This is a genomic window from Micromonospora sp. NPDC005215 (assembly GCF_040607915.1).
Taxonomy (GTDB): domain Bacteria; phylum Actinomycetota; class Actinomycetes; order Mycobacteriales; family Micromonosporaceae; genus Micromonospora.
Genome location: NZ_JBEXHQ010000067.1, coordinates 1 through 18,817 on the forward strand (window position 1 = coordinate 1; position 18,817 = coordinate 18,817).

At 65.8% G+C, this 18,817-nt stretch carries 7 protein-coding genes and 1 pseudogene; 3 read left to right on the forward strand and 5 right to left on the reverse strand.

What is annotated here, in order from left to right; genetic code table 11:
• A partial coding sequence (locus ABZU25_RS31755; RefSeq protein ID WP_355033034.1) for an NB-ARC domain-containing protein occupies positions 1 to 2,083 on the reverse strand: 2,083 nt, incomplete at its 3' end.
• Complete coding sequence (locus ABZU25_RS31760) at positions 2,080 to 2,382, reverse strand: hypothetical protein (RefSeq protein ID WP_355033035.1); 303 nt, start codon at positions 2,380 to 2,382, stop codon at positions 2,080 to 2,082. The genes ABZU25_RS31755 and ABZU25_RS31760, both read right to left, overlap by 4 nt.
• A gap of 636 nt (positions 2,383 to 3,018) precedes the next feature.
• Between ABZU25_RS31760 and ABZU25_RS31765 the strand changes: the two genes are divergently transcribed.
• The gene (locus ABZU25_RS31765) at positions 3,019 to 3,822 is read left to right on the forward strand and encodes a DUF6308 family protein (protein ID WP_355033036.1); all 804 of its coding nucleotides are present in this window, start codon (positions 3,019 to 3,021) and stop codon (positions 3,820 to 3,822) included.
• A gap of 592 nt (positions 3,823 to 4,414) precedes the next feature.
• A pseudogene (locus tag ABZU25_RS31770) lies at positions 4,415 to 4,732 on the forward strand (tyrosine-type recombinase/integrase); the annotation flags it as partial.
• Between the two features lie 101 nt (positions 4,733 to 4,833).
• Here ABZU25_RS31770 and ABZU25_RS31775 read toward each other — a convergent pair.
• The 3 genes from ABZU25_RS31775 to ABZU25_RS31785 form a co-directional block, all read right to left on the reverse strand.
• Positions 4,834 to 5,313 carry a hypothetical protein gene (locus ABZU25_RS31775; RefSeq protein WP_355033037.1) on the reverse strand — a complete coding sequence of 160 codons (480 nt, stop codon included), beginning with the start codon at positions 5,311 to 5,313 and terminating at the stop codon, positions 4,834 to 4,836.
• A gap of 13 nt (positions 5,314 to 5,326) precedes the next feature.
• Positions 5,327 to 12,256, reverse strand: a complete 6,930-nt coding sequence (locus ABZU25_RS31780; protein ID WP_355033038.1) for a polymorphic toxin-type HINT domain-containing protein — start codon at positions 12,254 to 12,256, stop codon at positions 5,327 to 5,329.
• A gap of 139 nt (positions 12,257 to 12,395) precedes the next feature.
• Positions 12,396 to 15,875, reverse strand: coding sequence for a LamG-like jellyroll fold domain-containing protein (locus tag ABZU25_RS31785; protein WP_355033039.1), 3,480 nt, complete (start codon positions 15,873 to 15,875; stop codon positions 12,396 to 12,398).
• A gap of 1,428 nt (positions 15,876 to 17,303) precedes the next feature.
• Here ABZU25_RS31785 and ABZU25_RS31790 point away from each other — a divergent pair.
• A complete protein-coding gene (locus ABZU25_RS31790) occupies positions 17,304 to 18,383 on the forward strand; it encodes a hypothetical protein (RefSeq protein WP_355033040.1) in 1,080 nt (359 codons plus the stop codon).
• Positions 18,384 to 18,817: the final 434 nt, after the last annotated feature.

Below are 18,817 nucleotides of genomic sequence, written 5' to 3' on the forward strand. Positions count from 1 at the left end.
AGGACCCATCCGGCGCCGTTGTGAGCGCCAGCACCGAGCCGCTATGACCGACGAGGTTGCATCGGAGGGCGCCGGTGGTCAGGTCCCAGACCTTTACCGAGCCATCGGGGCCGCCGCTGGCCAACCACGATGCATCTGGCGCTGCCGTCAAAGCCTCTACTCGACCAGTGTGGTCGGTGAAGATACTGCGCAGGGCACCGGTGATGGGTTCCCAGACCCGGACAGTGCCGTCGTGGCCGCCGCTGGCCACCCAGGCCCCGTCCGGCGCGGACACCAGCGCCGACACCGGACCGTTGTGGTCGGTGAAGGTGTGGCGCAAGGCGCCCGTGGTGGGTTCCCAGACCCGGACAGTGCCGTCGTGGCCGCCGCTGGCCACCCAGGCCCCGTCCGGCGGTGATACCAGCACCGACAGTGAGCCGCGGTGACCGGGGAGAGTGCGTAGTAGGGCGGGGTGAGCACCGTCTGGGGGTGGCCACCGGTTTGCTAGTCGCGGCAGCGGAAGGACAGACGTGTAGGCGGCCACCAGTGGTGCCAGGTCGGGTTCGTTGTCGAGGCGGCTGACCAGCACGTCACCGAGAGCGTCGGGGGGGTCGGTAGGGGTAAGCAGGTGGCTGTTCTGCCTGATGGTCCTGGCCAGCGTGGTGGCGGTGGGAGTGGTCACGTGGGCGAGGTCTGCCTCGACCGCGGCGGGCCCGTGGCGTTGTAGGCGTGTGGTGATCCATCGCAGGTCGGTGACGGTGGCGGCGAGTTCGTCCTGTCGTCCGGCAGCGTGTAGGTGTTCGGCGAGGTGTGCTGCGAGGTAGCCCTCGGCGGCGGGGAGTGTCCACCAGGCCGTGGTCGGCGAGGCTGCGGAGATCGTCGGCGAGGCTGCCGGCATGGTCAGTGCGACAGCAGTGTCCAGGAGCAGGGCGTGCAGTCGGGTGCGTTGACTGTTGTCGGTGGCGTTGCGGATGAGGTAGGAGCGGATGATGTCGTGAAGCCGGATGGTGCCTGTTTCGGACTGGTACTGCAGCAGCAGCGAAATCCCCGCCAGGATCGCGCATACCCGGCGGGTGCCGCGTGGTGTCAGACCGCCGGTCTTTGCCCATAAGAGCGTGAGTACTGACAGCGGTATGTCCACGTCTTCGCCGAAGATCGCTAGTTCGGTGAACCGGTCGCTGATCGCCGGGTCGAGGAGGTCCAGGCCGGCGCGGACGGTGGCGTCAATCGCACGGCCGCTTCGGGCGGCGTCTTCGAAGTCGAAGCTAGTGGGGCCTTCCTCGGCGAGTCGGTCCGCGATGTCCCGCAGCGCCCACGCCGAGGTGGCGCCGTAGTTCTCGACGTGGCGGACCACGGTCCGGTTCGCGATGCTGAGCAGCACCGGCCAGCGTCCGGTCGCCGACAGGATCCGGTCGACCAGGTCGGTCGGCGGATCGGCTAGGTCGCGGGTCAACAGCGCCTCCGCTTGCACGGTGGACATCTGGTCAACCCATACGCTGGATCTCGCCGGTACCAACCCGCGGTGACGGGTCGTGACCAGCCGCCGGCACCGTGCCCCGCCTTGGCAGAACGGGTCCAACTGGTCGGCCCGCCAGACATCGTCGACCACCAGCAGTGCCGGGTCGGGTTGGCTGTCCAGTAATGCGCCCAGCCGGTGTCCCGCCTGAATCGGGTCGGTGAACCCGCTGCGGGCGCCGGTGAGATGCTCGATCAGGTTGTTGATCCGTCCGGCGAGCTCCGCGCCGGCGGCGTGCTCACCGACAGTCACCCACAGGAGACCGCCTGGGAATCTGTCGCGCACCTGCGGCTGATGACATATCCAGGCAGCCAAGGTGGTCTTACCGAATCCGCCGGTGCCGTGGACACCGCTCACCGCTACCTGCTCGCCGGTGTCCGCAGTCACCAGCTCCAGCAGCGGTTTCGCCAGCTCTGGCCGCGCCACCATGCGCGCCGCGTGCGGCGGAGCCATCCACAGTCGGTGTATCGGTCGGGGACCGTGGCCGTCTTGGTAGACGTTGATCGTCCCGTCCGGCGCGTTGAACATGGTCGAGCGGTCGCGTGCCTCGAACCGATCGCCGCCGACACGGCTCTCCGTCGTGCTCATGACGTGAATCGCTCGCCGAGATGATTCGTCACGCTTATCGAGCCGCCGGGCGCGTTGTACTGCGTCGCGTTACCGCCCGCGATGAACGTGTTCACCCAATCCTTCTCTGCCGCTGGCAGCTGCTGCCGAAGATCGGCGGCCCACGTCCGCACCTCATCACCAAGGTCCGGGTGCTCCTCCACCAGATCAGCCAACCGCTGCTGCCACAACAGCGCCAACCGCTGCCGAACCTCGATCTGCTGCTCCGTTGGTGCGCCGGCGATCTCCGCGGCGGTCTGATCCGCCCACCCCTGTGCCACGTCACCCCGACGCTGTCCCGCCCGGCCGAACAAGCGGCCTACTCCCGCTCGCGCTGACTGCCATACATCTGTGGCGACAGCACCGATCAGTGCCGACCCGCCCACTGTCGCCGCCGACAGCAACCAGCCCTCAATCACAGCCTGACCTCCAACCGACCACGGCAGATCCTTGACACACCGTAGTCTCCCCGCACACGCACCGAAATTACCGACCGCGTTGCTACAGGTGCAGTGGCGTAGCAAGCCCCAACTGATGGCCGACTCTGACTTGGTGCGTCTGGCCGTGCCACCCAGGCTCGTGCAGTGCCCGATCGTGGATGCAGAAGTCGACGAGAGCACACCTCAACCACGTGGGCGCGGACGGCTCATGTGCCATAGACGCATCCAGTCCCATTGATCTAATCGCTACGGTTTCCGCTTGTGCCCGCCGACCCGGGTCATCGACCAACCGGGAGAGCTTTGTATGTGAGGGGTGCCCCAATGGCCGACTTCCTGAGCGGCACGAACGAGGCGAGGTACACCCCGGCGCGCTTCCAGGCCGGAGTGACGACTGGCTAACCGGCATCCACCTCTCGACGACTTGTCACGGCAGGGTCGTCCGTCGATCTCTAGGAGACCAGCCCGTACGGTGTCGCTGTGACTACTGACCTCTACGAAATGGTCATTGACCCGGCAGCGGCAGGGTTCGACGGTGACGTGCTGGCTCCGGTGCCCGTGACGGATGCAGCCCGACGAGTGCTCGCCTTCTGTACCGAGCCGCGCAGCGGATGGGTCACCTACCATCTCGCCGCCCGCAGCACCCATACCTCCGGCCTGTTCGATCAGGTCACCACCTGGTCACTGCTCTACGTCAACGCGCTCGCCGGCCGAGTGGACATCGAAGACGTGGCCGGATTCTCCCGTGACCGCCGACGCGACTTCGCAGCCCGAGTCGCCGCCGTACCGGAGGACACCGACCTGCACACGATGGACGACGATGGCGTAGCCGCGGTTGTCAACCTGTGCCACTTCGGGTACCACGGTGTCTGGGGACCCAAGATCACCAAGATGGGTGCCCTGTATCGGCCCCACGCGGTTCCCGTACTCGACGGACACATTGCGGAGGTGTTCGGCTTCAACCGCGAGGGCTTCTCGAACAAGGCGCGCCAGCACGAGTTGGACCGCCGCGAGCGCATCGACAAGGTCGTTCGAGCCTTGGCGATCTGGATTCGCATCCACCGCGCCGAAATAGCGGCCCTGCGGGATGCCGTGACACCAACCGTTCCCGAGATCCACGACCTACCAGCCCTTCAGTTGATCGACATCGTCTTGTGGACATCCCAGGACGACAAGCCGACATACCGGCGGCCCGGCCAAGGTGAACGATGGATCGACCGACCAATCGGCCAGCATGTCACGGCCGAGGAGTTACGGCCTGAACCGATCCCCACAGCCAAGTAGTCACTCGCTGGCATGAAAGACGAGCCTTGGTCAAGGTCCATCCGTGAGGCGCGGCTGCAGGGATCCTGCCCCGATCGCAAACCCCACGGGCACTTCTCTCGATGGGAACCGTACCGGTTGCCGTGAGCCCGCCGAGACCTGTCGATGGAGGCCGCCGGCGCCGGCCCCCTCTCCTGCATGCACCGGCTACCGTAACTGTGAAGCAATCACCGAGGCCGCCCTCGTGAGATCGAGGAGACTTGAACCTGGGACAGCCTCATGTCGAGCCTCGTTCAAGGCTTGTCATTGCTTGTCAAAACCCCTTGTTACCGACAGTAGTAGGGTCAAGCTTGTCATTGCCTGCCGAAAGTGGTCGCTGAGCTGCGGACAAACCGCCATGCGCTCGTCGCTCCTTGTCACCCTTCGTCAACGGTTGGAAGGGGTTTTCGGGGGGTAAACGGGGGCCCCTCACAGAATCCCGCCAGGCCTGACCGCCCCCGCTCGCCCTGCCACCGTGCCGCGGCCCGCCTCACGGCGTGCGTACTGACCGAACCTTTGGCAGCCCCTCCTCAGCCAGTACAACCGTCTACGTCTTCACTCGCCCCGACGGTGCCCCAATCGAAGGGCCACCCTCACCCGACACTTCACCACCTTGCTCTACCAGGCTGGTCTCGGCCGCATCCGATTCCGCGACCTCCGGGTCTCGATCGCGACCCTCCTCCTGGAACACGGCGTCGAACTCATTGTGATCAAGGGGCTGTTGGAACACGCCCACCTCGGCGTCACCGCCACGGTGTACGCCCACGTGCGACTCCGCCTCCAGCGCGACGGCATCGAACTTCTCGGCAACGCCTTCCGCAACCCCACCGAGATCACCAGCAGACCCGCCGACGGCGACGAACCACCGCTCTGCGCAACTCCCGTCCGCTGACGTTGCCGTCAGCTACTGCCGTCAGGCAGCGCGATTGCCCGACTGGAATTCCCTCCGGCCGGCCACCGCTAAGTAACTCAATTTGGTCTGGCATCACCCCATCAGCGATGCGAAATTGAGTTGATCAATTCTCCTCGCAAGCCCTCCAGGAAACCCCAGAGATCACGAGAGATAATCGTTACCCCATGTCCTTCGGTTTCATAGATATCGCCGATTAGAGCCCCGCCACTGAGGCTGTAGACGTTTCCTTGGGTGACACTGAGAGCGAACAGACCGCCCCCTCCATCTGACCCAAAGACGACGATCGAGTCGCTAACATCGCCAGCAAGAATCTTCGGCTGCTCACCATTGACCACTTCGGCAAATTGGTGGATAAAAAAACCGCTGTCCAGGTCCGGAAGCGACAGTCGCTCAACCTGCCCGTAGAAGCAGAGCAGATCTTCCGAGACTCCAACTGCTACCGGAGGTAGGTTCCCCTCGCTCTCAGCCTCGGATGCCACCCTGACCAGCACGTTCTCCCCTGGAGGATACCCGAAGCGGCTCTCGAAGCCTTGCGTGAACCTAGGGATGAGTTCGCACATCTCATCAACCCAGCTACTTAGGTTCTCCCCAGTAATAGGCACCATATCCCCTATCTATTTGAGCGGCGAAGTCTTCGACCTGAGCCCTGGATGCACCTGGATTCGCCTCACCAAACCACTTCCACTGATTGGTAATCTCCTGATGAACGTTCGCCCCTCGCGACTGCATCCTACTCCCCGGGATCCCTCGGATATTAGACGGGGCATCGAAGTCGAAGCCTGCAAATCGCGGATCATTCCGGTACTCCTGAGGGATCGCATGGTGGGCATCCCAATCGTCAGGCAGCCGCTTGAAGCCGGCTTTATTGAGAGCCGCATTGAATCTCCCGCGATAGCTGGTCAGCTTGATCGTCGGAAATAGCGAGTCGTAGCCCGTGAGGCAAGTGTTGTGCACCAGGACTGGCGCCTTGCCCGCAAGTACATAGTACGTGTGGATACCGTCGACTTCGAGGTTGTAGGCCATCGTCGCTCGACTCGTGGTGAGCCGAAGCCCACGAACCGCGAGCGCGGCCCCGTCGGCTGTCAGAACCTGCTCACCAGCGGCAAGCTCGTCGGCCCGCTCGAACTTGTGGTCGGTGACAGACCAGAATGGGTGATCCTCGGTCGTACCCAACACTGCGCCGTTGTCTAGAGCTAGATCGATGACGGTGTCTTGATGCACGAATACCTGCGTAACCTCACGCGCCTCCTGCTCCCCGGTCTCCGGATCCGCCGCTATGACCTCGTCGCCAACTTCAATCTCGCTGATCGGCTTGCGGGAGCCGTCGGCCATCAGGACGAGCGTGGCACTTTCGAAGGAGCAAGCGCGCGCTGCTGTTTTGGCGGCGACGGCGGTGACGAGGCCGCGGCCAGCGATGGAGAACCCTCCGGCCATGGCGATCTCGGCCACAATCTCGCCGGCGTACATCATGGATTCGGGGCACTTGGCGACACCGCAGTCCCATTTGAAACCGAACTGATTGAGGCAGCTGGTGTAGTCCGAGAACTTGCCGGCGCAGAGGATTTGGATCTCGGCTTTGATCGGGTCGAAGTCTTGCTCAGTCACCGCCATGCGGTACGTAAGGCAGTCGCCTTTGTGAGCCTTGCAGTTGATGTTGTCGTCGGTGTAGGTCGCGAGGAAGACGCCCTTGGCTGCGAGGCGCGCAGCCTTTACGTTGTTGTCGCCGACGGCGCTGCTGCCACCCGAGGTATTCTTGTTGCCGCCACCAGAGGTAGACGGTCTTGCTGCCTCTCGTTCTTGGTCGATCCGCTGGCCTCCGCCGGGGTCGAGGCCGGTGGCATCGGAGAGGGTGATGGGGCTGTTGTTGGCGTAGGAGTAGGCGTTCCAGTGCTGCGGGTCGCTCAGGTCCATGAGCGGGTCGACGGAAATGAACCGTCCCAGTCCTTGGTCGTACTGCCGGGCGCCGATGTTGGTGAGGTTGGTGGGGGCATTGTCCCCGCCGACGAAGCCCTTGTTATTGGGCCAGGTGGGGTTTGACCCGCGTGGGCTGCCGTAGGGGGTTTGCCGGCGGGTATCCACTTTTTGGGTGCCGGCGTTGATGGCGATTTGTTGGGTGCCTTGGTGGTCGCTGTAGAGCCACGTCAGGTCGCTGAGTGCTGAGCCTGCGGTGCGGGAGGCGCAGACGGTGCCGGCGAAGCTGTAGTAGCGGGTGCCGGTGATGGCGCCGCCTTCTCGGCGCAGTTCCTGTCCGGGTAGGTACAGGGTCGTTCCGGTGGTGTCGCGGCGGATGAGTCGGACGCCGTCGGCGTCGTAGATGTTGGTCTCGATGGTGTTCGCGCTGGAGATGACGGTGGTGAGTTTGCCTTCGGCGTCCCAGGTCAGCGTTTGGCTGCCACCCTTGGAGGCGTCGCAGGTGTTCGCAGTGGTACCCGAGGGCCGGCAGGTGGTGTTGCCCGCCTCGTCGTACTCGTAGTTGCCGACAACTGTCGGCTGTCCCGGTGTGTCTGTGGTCATCTGGGTGACGGCGTGCGGTCGTACGACGTTCGGGCCGCCGTCGGGGACGACGTAGCTGCGGGTGGTGTTCCCGCTGCTGGTGTGGCTGGTTTCGGTGAGCCGACTGCCGGTGTCGTTGACGGTCCAGTCCTGCCAGTACGGTGCCGGCCCGCCCAGGTTGCCGAGGACGGGGTCCACGGCGCAGGAAACCCCAGTCTTCGGAGTCCACGCAATCGTCAAGCGCCCTAGGGCGTCGTCGCGGAAGCATTGGATATCCGCTTGGCCGACGTCCGGGGTGTCAGCGATCGACTCGAAGTTGCCGGCTTTTTTGTAGGTGTAGTGGCGGTCCGAGACGGTGCCGGCGGCCGAGGACCGCTCGACGATCGTCCGCTCGATCCGGCGGGTCCCTTCGTTTCGGTAGACGGTGTCTTGGGTGAAGAAGTCTTCGTTTCCGGGGACCTTGTAGATCGAGCTTTTACGTTCGCCGTACGCGGTGTACGTGGCGGTTGCCATGGTGCCTTCGGAGAGGGTCAGGCTGGTGTCCAACCGGACTGGCATCCCGGTCGTGGCGTCGTACCCGGTGGTCAGTTGCTCGGTGACCAGGCCGCCGCCGCCCGGGTACGAGATCGTCGTGGGAGCGCCGGTGAACTGGGAGTACCCGTAGCCGTAGGGGTAGGTTGCGTCGAGACCGGTCTCCGCAGGCGGGATCACGTAGTTGGCGCCGGTGGGCTGGTAGCGCTCGGTGAAGCCGGTAGCCTGCCATTTGTAGGCACTCGCCTTACCGGCCGAGTCGTATTCGTAGCGGATGCTCTGGGTCAGCTGCCCCTTGAATCCGGGCCGGCCGCTGAAGAGGGTGTCGTACTTCCACTCGGAACGCAGTCGTCCGTTTGCTGAGTCGTCGCGAAGTTGGGTCTTGCGGCCCAGTTGGTCGTAGCCGTACCACAGGGCCTCACCACGGGCGTCGACAGTGTTCAGCAGGGTGTCGTCGTCGTTGAAGGTGCTGGTTGTGGTGCCCTTGTCCGGGTCGGTGGTTCGCCAGAGGCGACCCTTGGCGTCGTACTCATTGATCCACTGGTTACCGGCGGAGTCGGTGTGCGTCGTCGCCTGCCCCTTGCGGTTGAAGGCGTAGGTGGTTTCCAGGTAGGCGCCGTTGACTCCGGCGGCCGTGGTGTGTTGCCGCAACGCGACAGTCCGGCCCTCGACGTCTGTCACGGTGGTGGTGGGGGTGCCACCCTCCGGCGGGGTGACCTTCGTCAGGTCACCCTCGTGGCTGGTGACGGTGCGCCATTGCTCGACGAGGTTCGTGATGCCGTCGCCCGCGAGGAAGATGGTGTTCGTCGGACGCGACGCCTGATCGAAGACGGTCCTGGACACTGCGGGCAGGGACCAGTCCGGTTCTGACCAGAGAACCCCTGACGGCGCGCCGGGCTCTGCGTGGGCGGCATAGCTTGCTGCCTCGCGTCCGTACTCGTCGTAGATGGTGTCGGTGACGACGCGGTCGCTGCCACCGCCCAGAGATATCGTCTGGGTCTGCCGCGGGCGCAGCAACCCATCCACGATCTGATACGAGGTGATGTACTTGCCGTCCGGGTTCAGGATCTGCGACCTGACGTAGGGGTAGCTGTCGCGTCCGGGAGCGAACGAGTACGTGTACCACGCGGACGGTGCGTTCGGGTTGGCGGCACTCGTCCACCCTTGCTTCCACACCTTGGCGACCCGTCCGAGCGCGTCGTAGTTCACCTCCGAGGTGATCTTCCCGTTGGGGTCAGTGGTTTTGGTCGTCGAGCCCCAGTAGGGGTTGGACTCCACCTTGGACTGCCAGTTCAGGTAGTTGGTGCTGGTGACCTGGGTGATGGGTCCGCCCACCGCCGGGGTGTACGCGGTGGTGGTGAGGTTGCCTCTGATGTCGGTCGAGGTCCGCTGCTTGCCGGCGTAGTCGTAGGTGGCCTGGGAGATCGTCTGCCAGACCGTGCCGGTGCCGGGGGCCCAGTCCGTGAGTTGCTCGGTCTTCGTTGCCGAGCCGAAGGTGGGCGCCGTGTCAACGCTGGTCGCACCGTCGTAGTAGCTGCGAGTGTCGGAGATGACGTCATCGACGCTGATCGGGTCCGTGCCGCAGGCCAAGGCGGTGGTGGTCGTCTGCTTGAGCACCTGCGTGAGGTTCTTGCCCAGGTTGCGGTTGTAGGTGTTGGTGGTGCACTTCTCGTCGCCGGCCTTCGGGAATTCACCGTCGTCCTGAGACCAGTCGATAGTGCCGTACGTCTGGTCGTATTTGCTGGTGCTTCGGGACGTACGCCACCCTCGGGAACCGTCCACGCCTAGCGCAGTTGCGGCGTAGGTCGTCTGGGTGTTGACGAACCGTGCTTCCACCAGGTCGCCGTTGATGGGGCGGCTCGCGGTGGGGTTCGACCGCCACGGCACGTTCACCGTCTTTGACACCGGCTTGGTGTCGACGCCGTTGTAGACGACCTGCTCGCGGACCTGTCCGGCGAACTGGTCCTCGTCGTACACGGTTTCCGAGCCCAGCGACGCTGACACGGTCACGCTGCGGGTACCGCCGGACGGGCTGAGCTTGTCGCCGTGCAGACCGCGCAGAAACGTCGTCTCGGTCAGTGTCCGCGGGTTGCCGTCGTCGCCGACGCGGGTGTTGACCTGACCGTAGCCGCGCCACTGCCCCCACGTCTTACGGTCCGGCCTCGTCAGGCCGTCATCGTCGTCGAAGTGCCACGCCGGAGATCCCTCGTATTCGTACCAGGTGTGCGTGGTCGGTGAGTACCCCTTCGGGATCTGCACGTCGTCCTCGGCCACGTGCTCGACCCGGTACTTGTGCCACCACTCGGTAACCAGCGCCTTGCCCGTCGGATCGTTCGGATCCGGCACCTTGACCGGGTAGCAGCGCCGCGTGTTGTCGTGCGGCGCCAGGGCGGCCACGATCGCGGCGGTGCACTCGGGTTCCGAATAGTCGACCTTGATGCGGGCGCCGGTCTCGGTGACGATGCTGGACAGCCGCAACCAGTTGTCCGTGGCACCGTGCTCGGCCAAGACGCGATTCGCCATGGATACTGCACCGAACGTCACCGGCGGCAGATTGATGGTGGTGCCGACCAGGCCCGCGTGGTCGATCCGGTCCAGCCACAGTCCCCCGTGGGTGGAGTCAGCCGTCGCCGAGAACGTGTGCGACATTGTCCAGGACTCAACCGGCTGCCAGCCGGGGGTTGACCTGGTGGTGTCCCACACCCGCGTGGTGACGGTCTTCAACCGCTTGGCGGTCCAGAACGTCGGCGAGTACTGCTGCGAGCAGGATGTGGCCGAGGCCTTGCACTCCTGGTCCCACGGGGTGTCTTCCCAATTCGCCTCCACCGGGGCGGCTTCGGTGCCACAGGTGGTGAAGCACCGCATGTCCGTCTCGAACAGAACCTGCGCGTACGGGGTGGTGCTGCGCTCGGTGACACCGTGCGTCGCGGTCGTTCGGTCGTACGTGCCGTAGTCGATGCGCTTGAGGTAACCGGCCCGGTCGTAGGTCACGTCGTCGGAGTCGGTGACGTTACGCGCGTACTTGTTGCTCTCCTTGCCGTACCAGAGCGACATGGTGTTGCCGCGCACGTCGACGACGTAGTCGAGGTTCCACCGCCACGCCTGTACACAGTCCGACCCGGCGAAGGTGCTCTTGTGGCACGGCTCGCCGGTGTGGTTACCGAACACCGGCACCGTCAGGGTCGAATCTGTTGCGGTCGTCTGGCCCGGCAGGTTGTGCAGGCCGAAGAAGTACTGGGTGCCGTCGGTGGTGGTCACCTTCCAGTACTCCCCTACGTCACCGTAGGTTGGGTCGCCAGTGTCGCCGTTGGTCGCACCCGTCAGCTTCTCGATCTTCGAGCCGTCCTCGCTGCGGGAGTGCCAGCCTTTCCCCGCCTGGTAGACGAGCTCGCCGCCGCGGCCGTTGAGGCTCATCGTCGCGTTGTCGGAACGCCAGCACTGGTCGCCGGTCTCCGTGGTGTTGGTTGCCCCGTTCTTCATGTCGTCGGCGCAGGGCACGTATCGGCGCTCGATGAAGCCGGAGGAGTAGTCGAAGCCCTCACCGATCCACGACGGCTGGTTGTTCGTGACTTCCGACCGGCCATCTACGGCAGACGACGAGTAGCTCAGGGCGACCGACGGGGACGGGCCGGTAGCCGGCGGGATGCGCAGTGGGTAGTTCCACGAGAAGTCACCGGCGTTACCGCCGCTCGACCACGTCGACGAGGGAGCAAGGCTCGTGGCGCCGAAGTCGCCATCCGATCCCTCAGACCCCGCGGCCAGCATCAGGAACGCGCCCGGTGCGGTCGTGGAGGTGACGCTCACGTCGGCGGTGGCGATCCCCGCGGTGGTGTCGTTCACGGTGTGCAGCGGCACCGACCGGCAGCTCGGGCTGGTGGGAGTACTCACCGCGCATGCGGGCACCTGCCACAAACGCAGGCGCGACGCCCAGGACCCGCCGGCCGCGTACCGGAAGGAGTCGTAGTTGACTGACACCTTCGCCACGCCGGTCGGAGCGCCTGGCGGGGTGGTCAGCTGCATCATCAGGCCGTCACGCCAGGCCTGCGGGAGGGTTGCCCGGTCCACGATCTTCACATCGAGGTGGGCAAGCTGCTCGCCTGCCGTGCCGGTTCCTCGGTCGACCCAGATCGGTAGCGCACCGGCTTGAACTCCGCGGCCGCTGGCCGTGCGGGCTGAGGCTGTCGGGAGGTCGACGCGTGCGGCTGCGGGAGCAGGCCACGTGGGCGCCGGCGTGGGGGCGGGGGCGACCCTGCTCTGCTGCCAGGCCTTGCCTCTGGCCACCGGGCCGCCGTCACGGTCCAGCTTCTCCGCCGGCGGCTTCGACGGCTGCCAAGGCGCGGCCGCCTGCGCTGGCACGTACGGCACCAGGGACAGCACCAGCGACGCGACCAACGACCCGACCAGCGTCAGCCGCCGGCCGCTCGTACCGAGATGACTCCGGCGCACCCGCCGTAGGCCGCGCACAGACCGTGCCGACATGAACTGTTCCTCTCCGACAACCACTACAAGGCTGGGGGCATTCACAGAGGGCGGGCTGGGTGTTGCCAGACCGGGGACCTCGATTCCTTCTGCGCGGCCCGGGAAGAATGGGCCACGCAGAAGACGGTTCACCGCTGGGTCATCGGCGCCACAGGATGGTTCCGCCGGGGTCGAGCAGCATCAGGTCACCGTTGTCGCGCAGCACCAGCTGGTTCGCGGCACTGCCCGCGGTGTTGGTGGCCCACAAGGCTGTGCCGTCGCTGCGGTAGACCACGAGGTTGCCGTCGGTCCGCAGGGTCGCGTAGGCGCCCGGGTTGTTCCAGGTGCTGGTATCCCAGATCGGGAAACCCGCCTGGCTGAGGACGAGGTTGCCGTCGTCTTGCATGAGCAGCTGGTAGTTGCCGACATCCGAGCGCAGATACTGACCGGCGGTGAGGGTCTCCCCCTCACCCAGGCTGCTCATGCCAGGGGTGCCCGGGACCTGCGAGTTGTACGAGTCGAATACCGCGGTGTCGGTCATCGCGCCTTGGAACACCGCGACGTTGTCGATGCCGCCGACCCACTGATCCACGATCTGGTCGTTCCACAACGCGCGGCCCACCAGCAGCGGTCCGCTCGACGCCATCGGCGTGAAAGCGACAGGCTGGGTGCCTTCGAGGAGACCGTTGACGTAGAGGCGGATCTCGTGTCGACCCGCGTCGTACACGCCGGCCAGATGTGTCCAGACATCAGTGGAGGCCGGGTTCTCCGACCGCACCGACGCCGCGATTGTGGTCGGGGTGTCGTCGTCGCTGACCGCGAACTGCCACGTGCCGACATCGGACTGGAACTTCAGCCAGGCGGCACTCTGATGCACACCTCGCTGAGACACCGCGGCCCGCATGCCCTCGGCGTCGGCTATCACCCACGCCGACATGGTGAACGAGTCATCGGTGCGCAGCACCGCCTTGTCCTGCCACACGTTCACCTCGTTACCGTCGGCGTCGGTGCTCGGCGCCAGCTTCGTGGCGGTGCGCCCGTACTCATCGGTGATTTCGTTATTGCCGTCGTCGGGGAAATACAGGTGGTCGAGCCACAAACCCTGCCCACCGCCATATCCGGCGGCCACGTCGGCGCCCTTGGTCAGCGCCAGCCATCGGTCCCACGCCGTCACCAAGTCGCGCGCCTGGCAGGTGTCCCTCCAGTCAGGCAGGTAACAGGGCTGGGCGAACTCGAATTCCCAATCCCCAACACGAACCGGCGACAGAATTCCGGGCTCGTTGAAGCCACCCGATCCGGGATCGGTCGCGAGTTGACCGGTGAAGTCCTGCGCCACGAGGACGCGGTCGAAGACCTGAACGTCGGCCACGCCTCCGGTGAAGAAGTTGCCCGACACACCAGATCCGGTGGCCCAGTCACGGCCCACGTGGAAGGGGCCTCGGGCGTTCCACGCCGCCGTCCACGGTGTGGACGCGACCGGGGTTCCGTCGATGAACAGGGTCAGGGTGCGGGCGGCCTCGTCGTAGGAGAACGCGACATGTGTCCACCGATTGACGTCAGCGGCGGTGATCGCGGTCGGCGACGTCAACGAGGTCCACTCGGAGCCGGCGCAGTCGCCGTTGCGGGTTGTCACGTTCCACTTCGGGCCGCCGCTCTGCACGATGCCGAAGAAGAACCCGAAAGTGCACTCGCCGCTTTGCGTCGCGATGGCCATGTTGTACGTCGGCACGCTGGTCAGGCGGACCCACGTCGCGACACTGTACGACCGAGACGTATCAACCACCGGCGCCGACGTCGACAGGAACGCATCAGTTCGGTCGAGGGCGGCAGTCTGCCCGTCGACAATCCGCAGGTCATTCGACCAGGTGACGTTGCTCGGGATCAGCGGTGAGTTGACCGGCTCCGGCTTGCCGTCAGCCAACGCCGCGGCCTGACTCATACCCGGATACGTCTCCAGGCCCCACCTGGCGACGGGCCCGGACGGGTGCCGGACGGTGAACTCCACCGATCCGTAGCCCTCGTTCAAGGTCGCGTCGATGGCCTTCACGAACAACACGTTGCGCCCGAAGCTCATCGCCGTCAGGTCGACCTCGGCGTACTTCGGGCTGCTGCCCTGAGCCGCCACCTCCTTCGTCGCGGCGTCCCAGCCGTACTGGAACTTCGTCACGTCGGCGTCAGTGGACTCGATACGCACCCGGCCCCGCAGACCCGGCCCCGCCGGCACCGTCACCATCCGCGCCGTCACCGCCGGCACCGAGGTATCCACGACGAGCACGCACCACCCCGACCACGGGCCGGTCAACGAGTACGGCTCCTTGTCCGTGCCCCTGGCGCGGAACGCGTACGCGTGAGTCGTGCCGACGGATACCGCGGCGCTGGTCGTCCGGGAGTTCGGGGTGATACCACTCTTGTTCGGCGGCGGGGACTTACGCGCCGGGTAGGTGTCCGTCACGGCGCCGATACCACCGCCCGGCACCTCAATCCACTCGAACGACGCCGTCAACGAGTCCGCGGGGTCAGCGTCCGGAAACACCGCCGAGAAGGTCGGACTCAACGTACCGATGGTCACCACACCCCCGCTCGGGCAGGCCACCCCAGCAGCCTGCAACCCGTTGGGCGCCCCCGGCTTGGTGTCGTAATCAACGATCAGCATGGCGTCGGCCGGATAAAACTTCTTCCACCGATCCCCGGTCGACTCACCCGACCCGTCCGCGGCGCGGGCCGTGAACCCAACCGGGAACGAGTTCCAGTTGCCCGTCGCGGCGGCCTGCATCTGCTTCGTCACCTCGCCGCCCGAGAAGTTCATGATCATGTCAGGCTGAGTGGACCCACAACCCCCGGCCTCGTTCGCGTGACCCGACGCGTCATCCAGAAAGCCCTTCAAGGTCATTTTTGACCAGGTGGCCTTCATCGTCGCGTTGATCGACGGCGTCAGGTACATCGAGGCGACGGTGTTGCCGCAGGACGCGGAGTGGTCCAGCTTCATCTGCACGTACGCCGACTGGATGTGCTTGCCCTTGAGCGACACACCGTTCGCGGTCGTTGAGAACTCGAAGAACGACCGATACAACGCGCCCGTGTCCGGGTTCAGGCCGACCCGCGCAGAGGAGTAGTCCGTGTTCGTGGAGCCGTTGTTGGTGGCGTAGGCCCACTTGGCTTTGTAGACCGACCAGGCTGGATCGACGAACATCGGAAACACCGCGCTCGGCGAGGTCAACAACTCCTCGTCGGGGCGCAGCACCAGATGCCCACCGGACAACTCCATCGCGACGGGCGCGACCTGCGCCGCGTCACCGGCAGCCTCCGACGTCGAGGCCGACCGCTGCTCGGACGCCCGCAACGGCGCCGACTTCCCCGCACCAGGATCAACGCGCGAGTCCCACATGACCGCCGGCTCCGACGAAGCGATCACGCTCCGACCGACCGCGGCCTGCAGCCGCCCGTCCGGACCGAGACTCACCTGAGGGTCACCTCCGAGCCCGAACCGAATCTCGCGCAGCGCCGGATTCGCCGCAGCCGCAGCCGACTTGATGACCAACGCGTGGGTGAACCCGGTCGCAGTGGCCCGCACCACCAGATCCACACCGGCCAACACCTCCGGGTAGGTGGCCGAGTCACCCGACACGCTCGGCGTCGGCAAGGCCCCACCAGGCCACGACAAGGTCATCCTCTTGCCATCACGGCGAAGCGTCACCAGCGGCGCAGCGCCACCACCGGAAAAGGCCACATCGGCGACAGCCGCCGACGGCCGCCAAGAGCCATCCCCCGCACGGGCAAGACCCAGATCAACATCGGTCCACGTGCCGGCTTTGCGGGTGCGCTGCGGAACCACTGAGGCCTCAAACCGAAGCCTCCCATCCGGCTGCGCCGTCACCTGCGTGAGTTCTGTTCGCGAGCTGTCCACCACCACCGGCTGACCACAGGAGCCGGCTAGCGCCAAGGCTTCGGCGTCAGACCCGGCCACCCCCACGCACGCCGCAGCGGCAGCGGCAGCGGCACGACCCGGATCCGGCACCGCAACCGCGGTCACGGCCGTCAACGCCGCCACCCACACAGCCAGCCCACGACGCCACCGACGGTCCACGTCACACCCAATCGATCAAGAAACAGTGGGCCGGACGATAGCTAGTCGCTTACTGGTTCCGCAGCCCTCTCGCAGCGGTCACCGACGAAGCTGCATCACGCAACACCATCACGTATGCACTGACATCGATTGAATAGTGGCCGTGGGCTGACCGCATCACCCCCCGTGATCAACATGCGGATCGAAGTGACCTAAGCCACAGGACCGTGAGCAGGGGTCCACTCGATCGCCGAAGATCCTAAAGATCGCTTTAGCCCTTCATCGACTGAGTGGCTGTCTATTGTCATAGTCAACAGCGAACACGCTCCTCGCCGGCCCACCCTCCTCTCGGGGGCTCGTCGTCGGCTGGCGCCGACCGCCAATCCCGCACCACGTCAGGCCCCCACCAGATGCGCGGCGCCGCCGCCCGCGCCGGCACGACCACGCCGAGGAGCCCCGGACCACGACTCACCAGACGCGTGCTGCGCACGGCCCGGCGAGCACAGTGCGGGCGGACGACGCAATCGCAGTCACGCTGCCCATTGGAGCGCCGAAGATGCCCCCGAGCCGACGAGTCACGTCGCGCGCATAGCCTGTGGAATCAAGGTCCCCGACGGCCGATCCCGCACACCCACGTCGGTCGGCTCGGTGTCGAAGAAGGCTCGCAGTGAGCGGTGCAGTCGCATCTCCCGGCCACTGGCTGACGCGCTCCGTGTCGCACCGACCGTGATTCTCGGCTGTCGCATCGGCTCCGCCCAGGCCCGGCGGCGTTCGCCGCCCGACTCTGCGAGGTGGCCACGGAGGACGGGGACACGTCCAAGATCACGATTGGGAGTCGGGTCCGAGCGGGCCGTTGACCCTTCGGCGCACCTCGCGTCTGCTGTGCGCGGGCACGGCGCCCGGATCGGGGGAACGACAATGGAATCCACGGCACCGGGACCGACACCCGTTACGCCGCCGGGACGACACCGACGCCGGCGATGGGTTGCGGTCGCGGTGGCCGGAGTGCTGATCGGCGGGGCCGCCGGAGTGACGCTCTGGCGGACGAACCCCACCCGGTCACCGGCATCCGCCGAGGTCGCCGCACCGGTCTCGGCGCAGGGACTGCTGACCGGACTACCGAGCCGGCTGGTGCCGCCACCCGCTCCGACCGCCCTGCCCACCGACCAGGCCGTAGGACGAGCAGCCCTGCTCTACCAGATCAATGACCCCGAAACCTTCACCATCGCAGCCGGCGGATTGCCTCGACTGCCGATCTACCTCGTGACCGCATCCGGTGACCAATTCGGCGTCGGACTGACATCCGCGACGGGCGAGCCCACCCAGCTCCTCTCCCCGGACGGGCGATGGTTAGCCCAGCGCCGAGACAGGCAGTGGTGGATCCGCGACCTCACCGCCACCACCGAGCAGGCCGTCCCGCCCGGATACGACGTGCGGCAATGGTCGTCCGACGGGCAGGCGTTACTGCTTGGACAAACCACCGGCGCCAGCGAGACGTACACAACGCTCACCCTGCCCATCGGGGAACTGCACCCGCTTGCGTTACCCGCGATGCCGGCCCGCCAAATGCTGGCATTCCTCGACGGCCGTGAAGTGGCCACCGCGGAGTTTTACCTCGGCCCCAACCACCAACCGCGCCGCCAACTCACCATCGCCATCCAAGACGCCGACGGCCGCAACGCCCGCTCGGTGTCGATCCCCACCACCCAACAAGTGGGCAGCGGCGATATCCGCAACGCACTCGTCCCGCTCGTACGCGGCGGAGGCGATCCGCCGACGGTATGGGCTCTCGTCGTCGCCCAGGAAGAGGCCCTGACCAGCCAGCCGGCCGGAACCCGGACGGAACCTCCCATGACGTTGGTCGGAGTCGATCTACGGTCCGGCAAACCAGCCGGCCACATCAACCTCGTAGCGCCCGGGAACGGCGAGGGTGAGGAATTCATCGGCCTCGCCGGCACCGAAGTCCTCCTACAACGCTGGACCGCAGGCACCGTTGAACTGGTCGCCGTCGATCCAGCCACCGGCCAGCGTCGAACGCTCACCTCGCTACCCGACTACGCGCGGATAAATCTCCCTGGCAACTAGACGTGTGCCGGCTCGCTCGTAGTAACGTCCTCGACCGACGCAACCTCCGTTCCAGGGGCCGGATACTCGCGGGAACGAGGGGAATTGAACCCACGAAGACCTCTTGTCGAGCCTCGTTCAGGGCTTGTCATTGCTTGTCAAAACCCCTTGTTACCGACCGTAGCCGTCCCGACCTTATCATTGAGTGTCAAGACAGGCATTGAGCTGCACAGATACAACCAGCAGTGATCGCCCTTTGTCACTGATTGTCAGCTGGAAGCGGGGGTTTTCGGGGGGTAAACGGGGGCAGGCCGACAGCACGTCGCCAATTCGCACGGCGCCCCGCTCCCCCGCCACCGGGACCTCCCGTCACCACGAGAACAGCGTGTTCTACCTATCTCGGCCTGCCTAGAGAGAGCCTGCAGGCAAGCGGTCCCGCGATGCTTTCGGCCAGC

Coding starts and splice junctions, on each gene's coding strand:
- ABZU25_RS31780 (WP_355033038.1), bottom strand. CDS start 12,256: ATGTCGGCACGGTCTGTGCGCGGCCTACGGCGGGTGCGCCGGAGTCAT.
- ABZU25_RS31775 (WP_355033037.1), bottom strand. CDS start 5,313: ATGTGCGAACTCATCCCTAGGTTCACGCAAGGCTTCGAGAGCCGCTTC.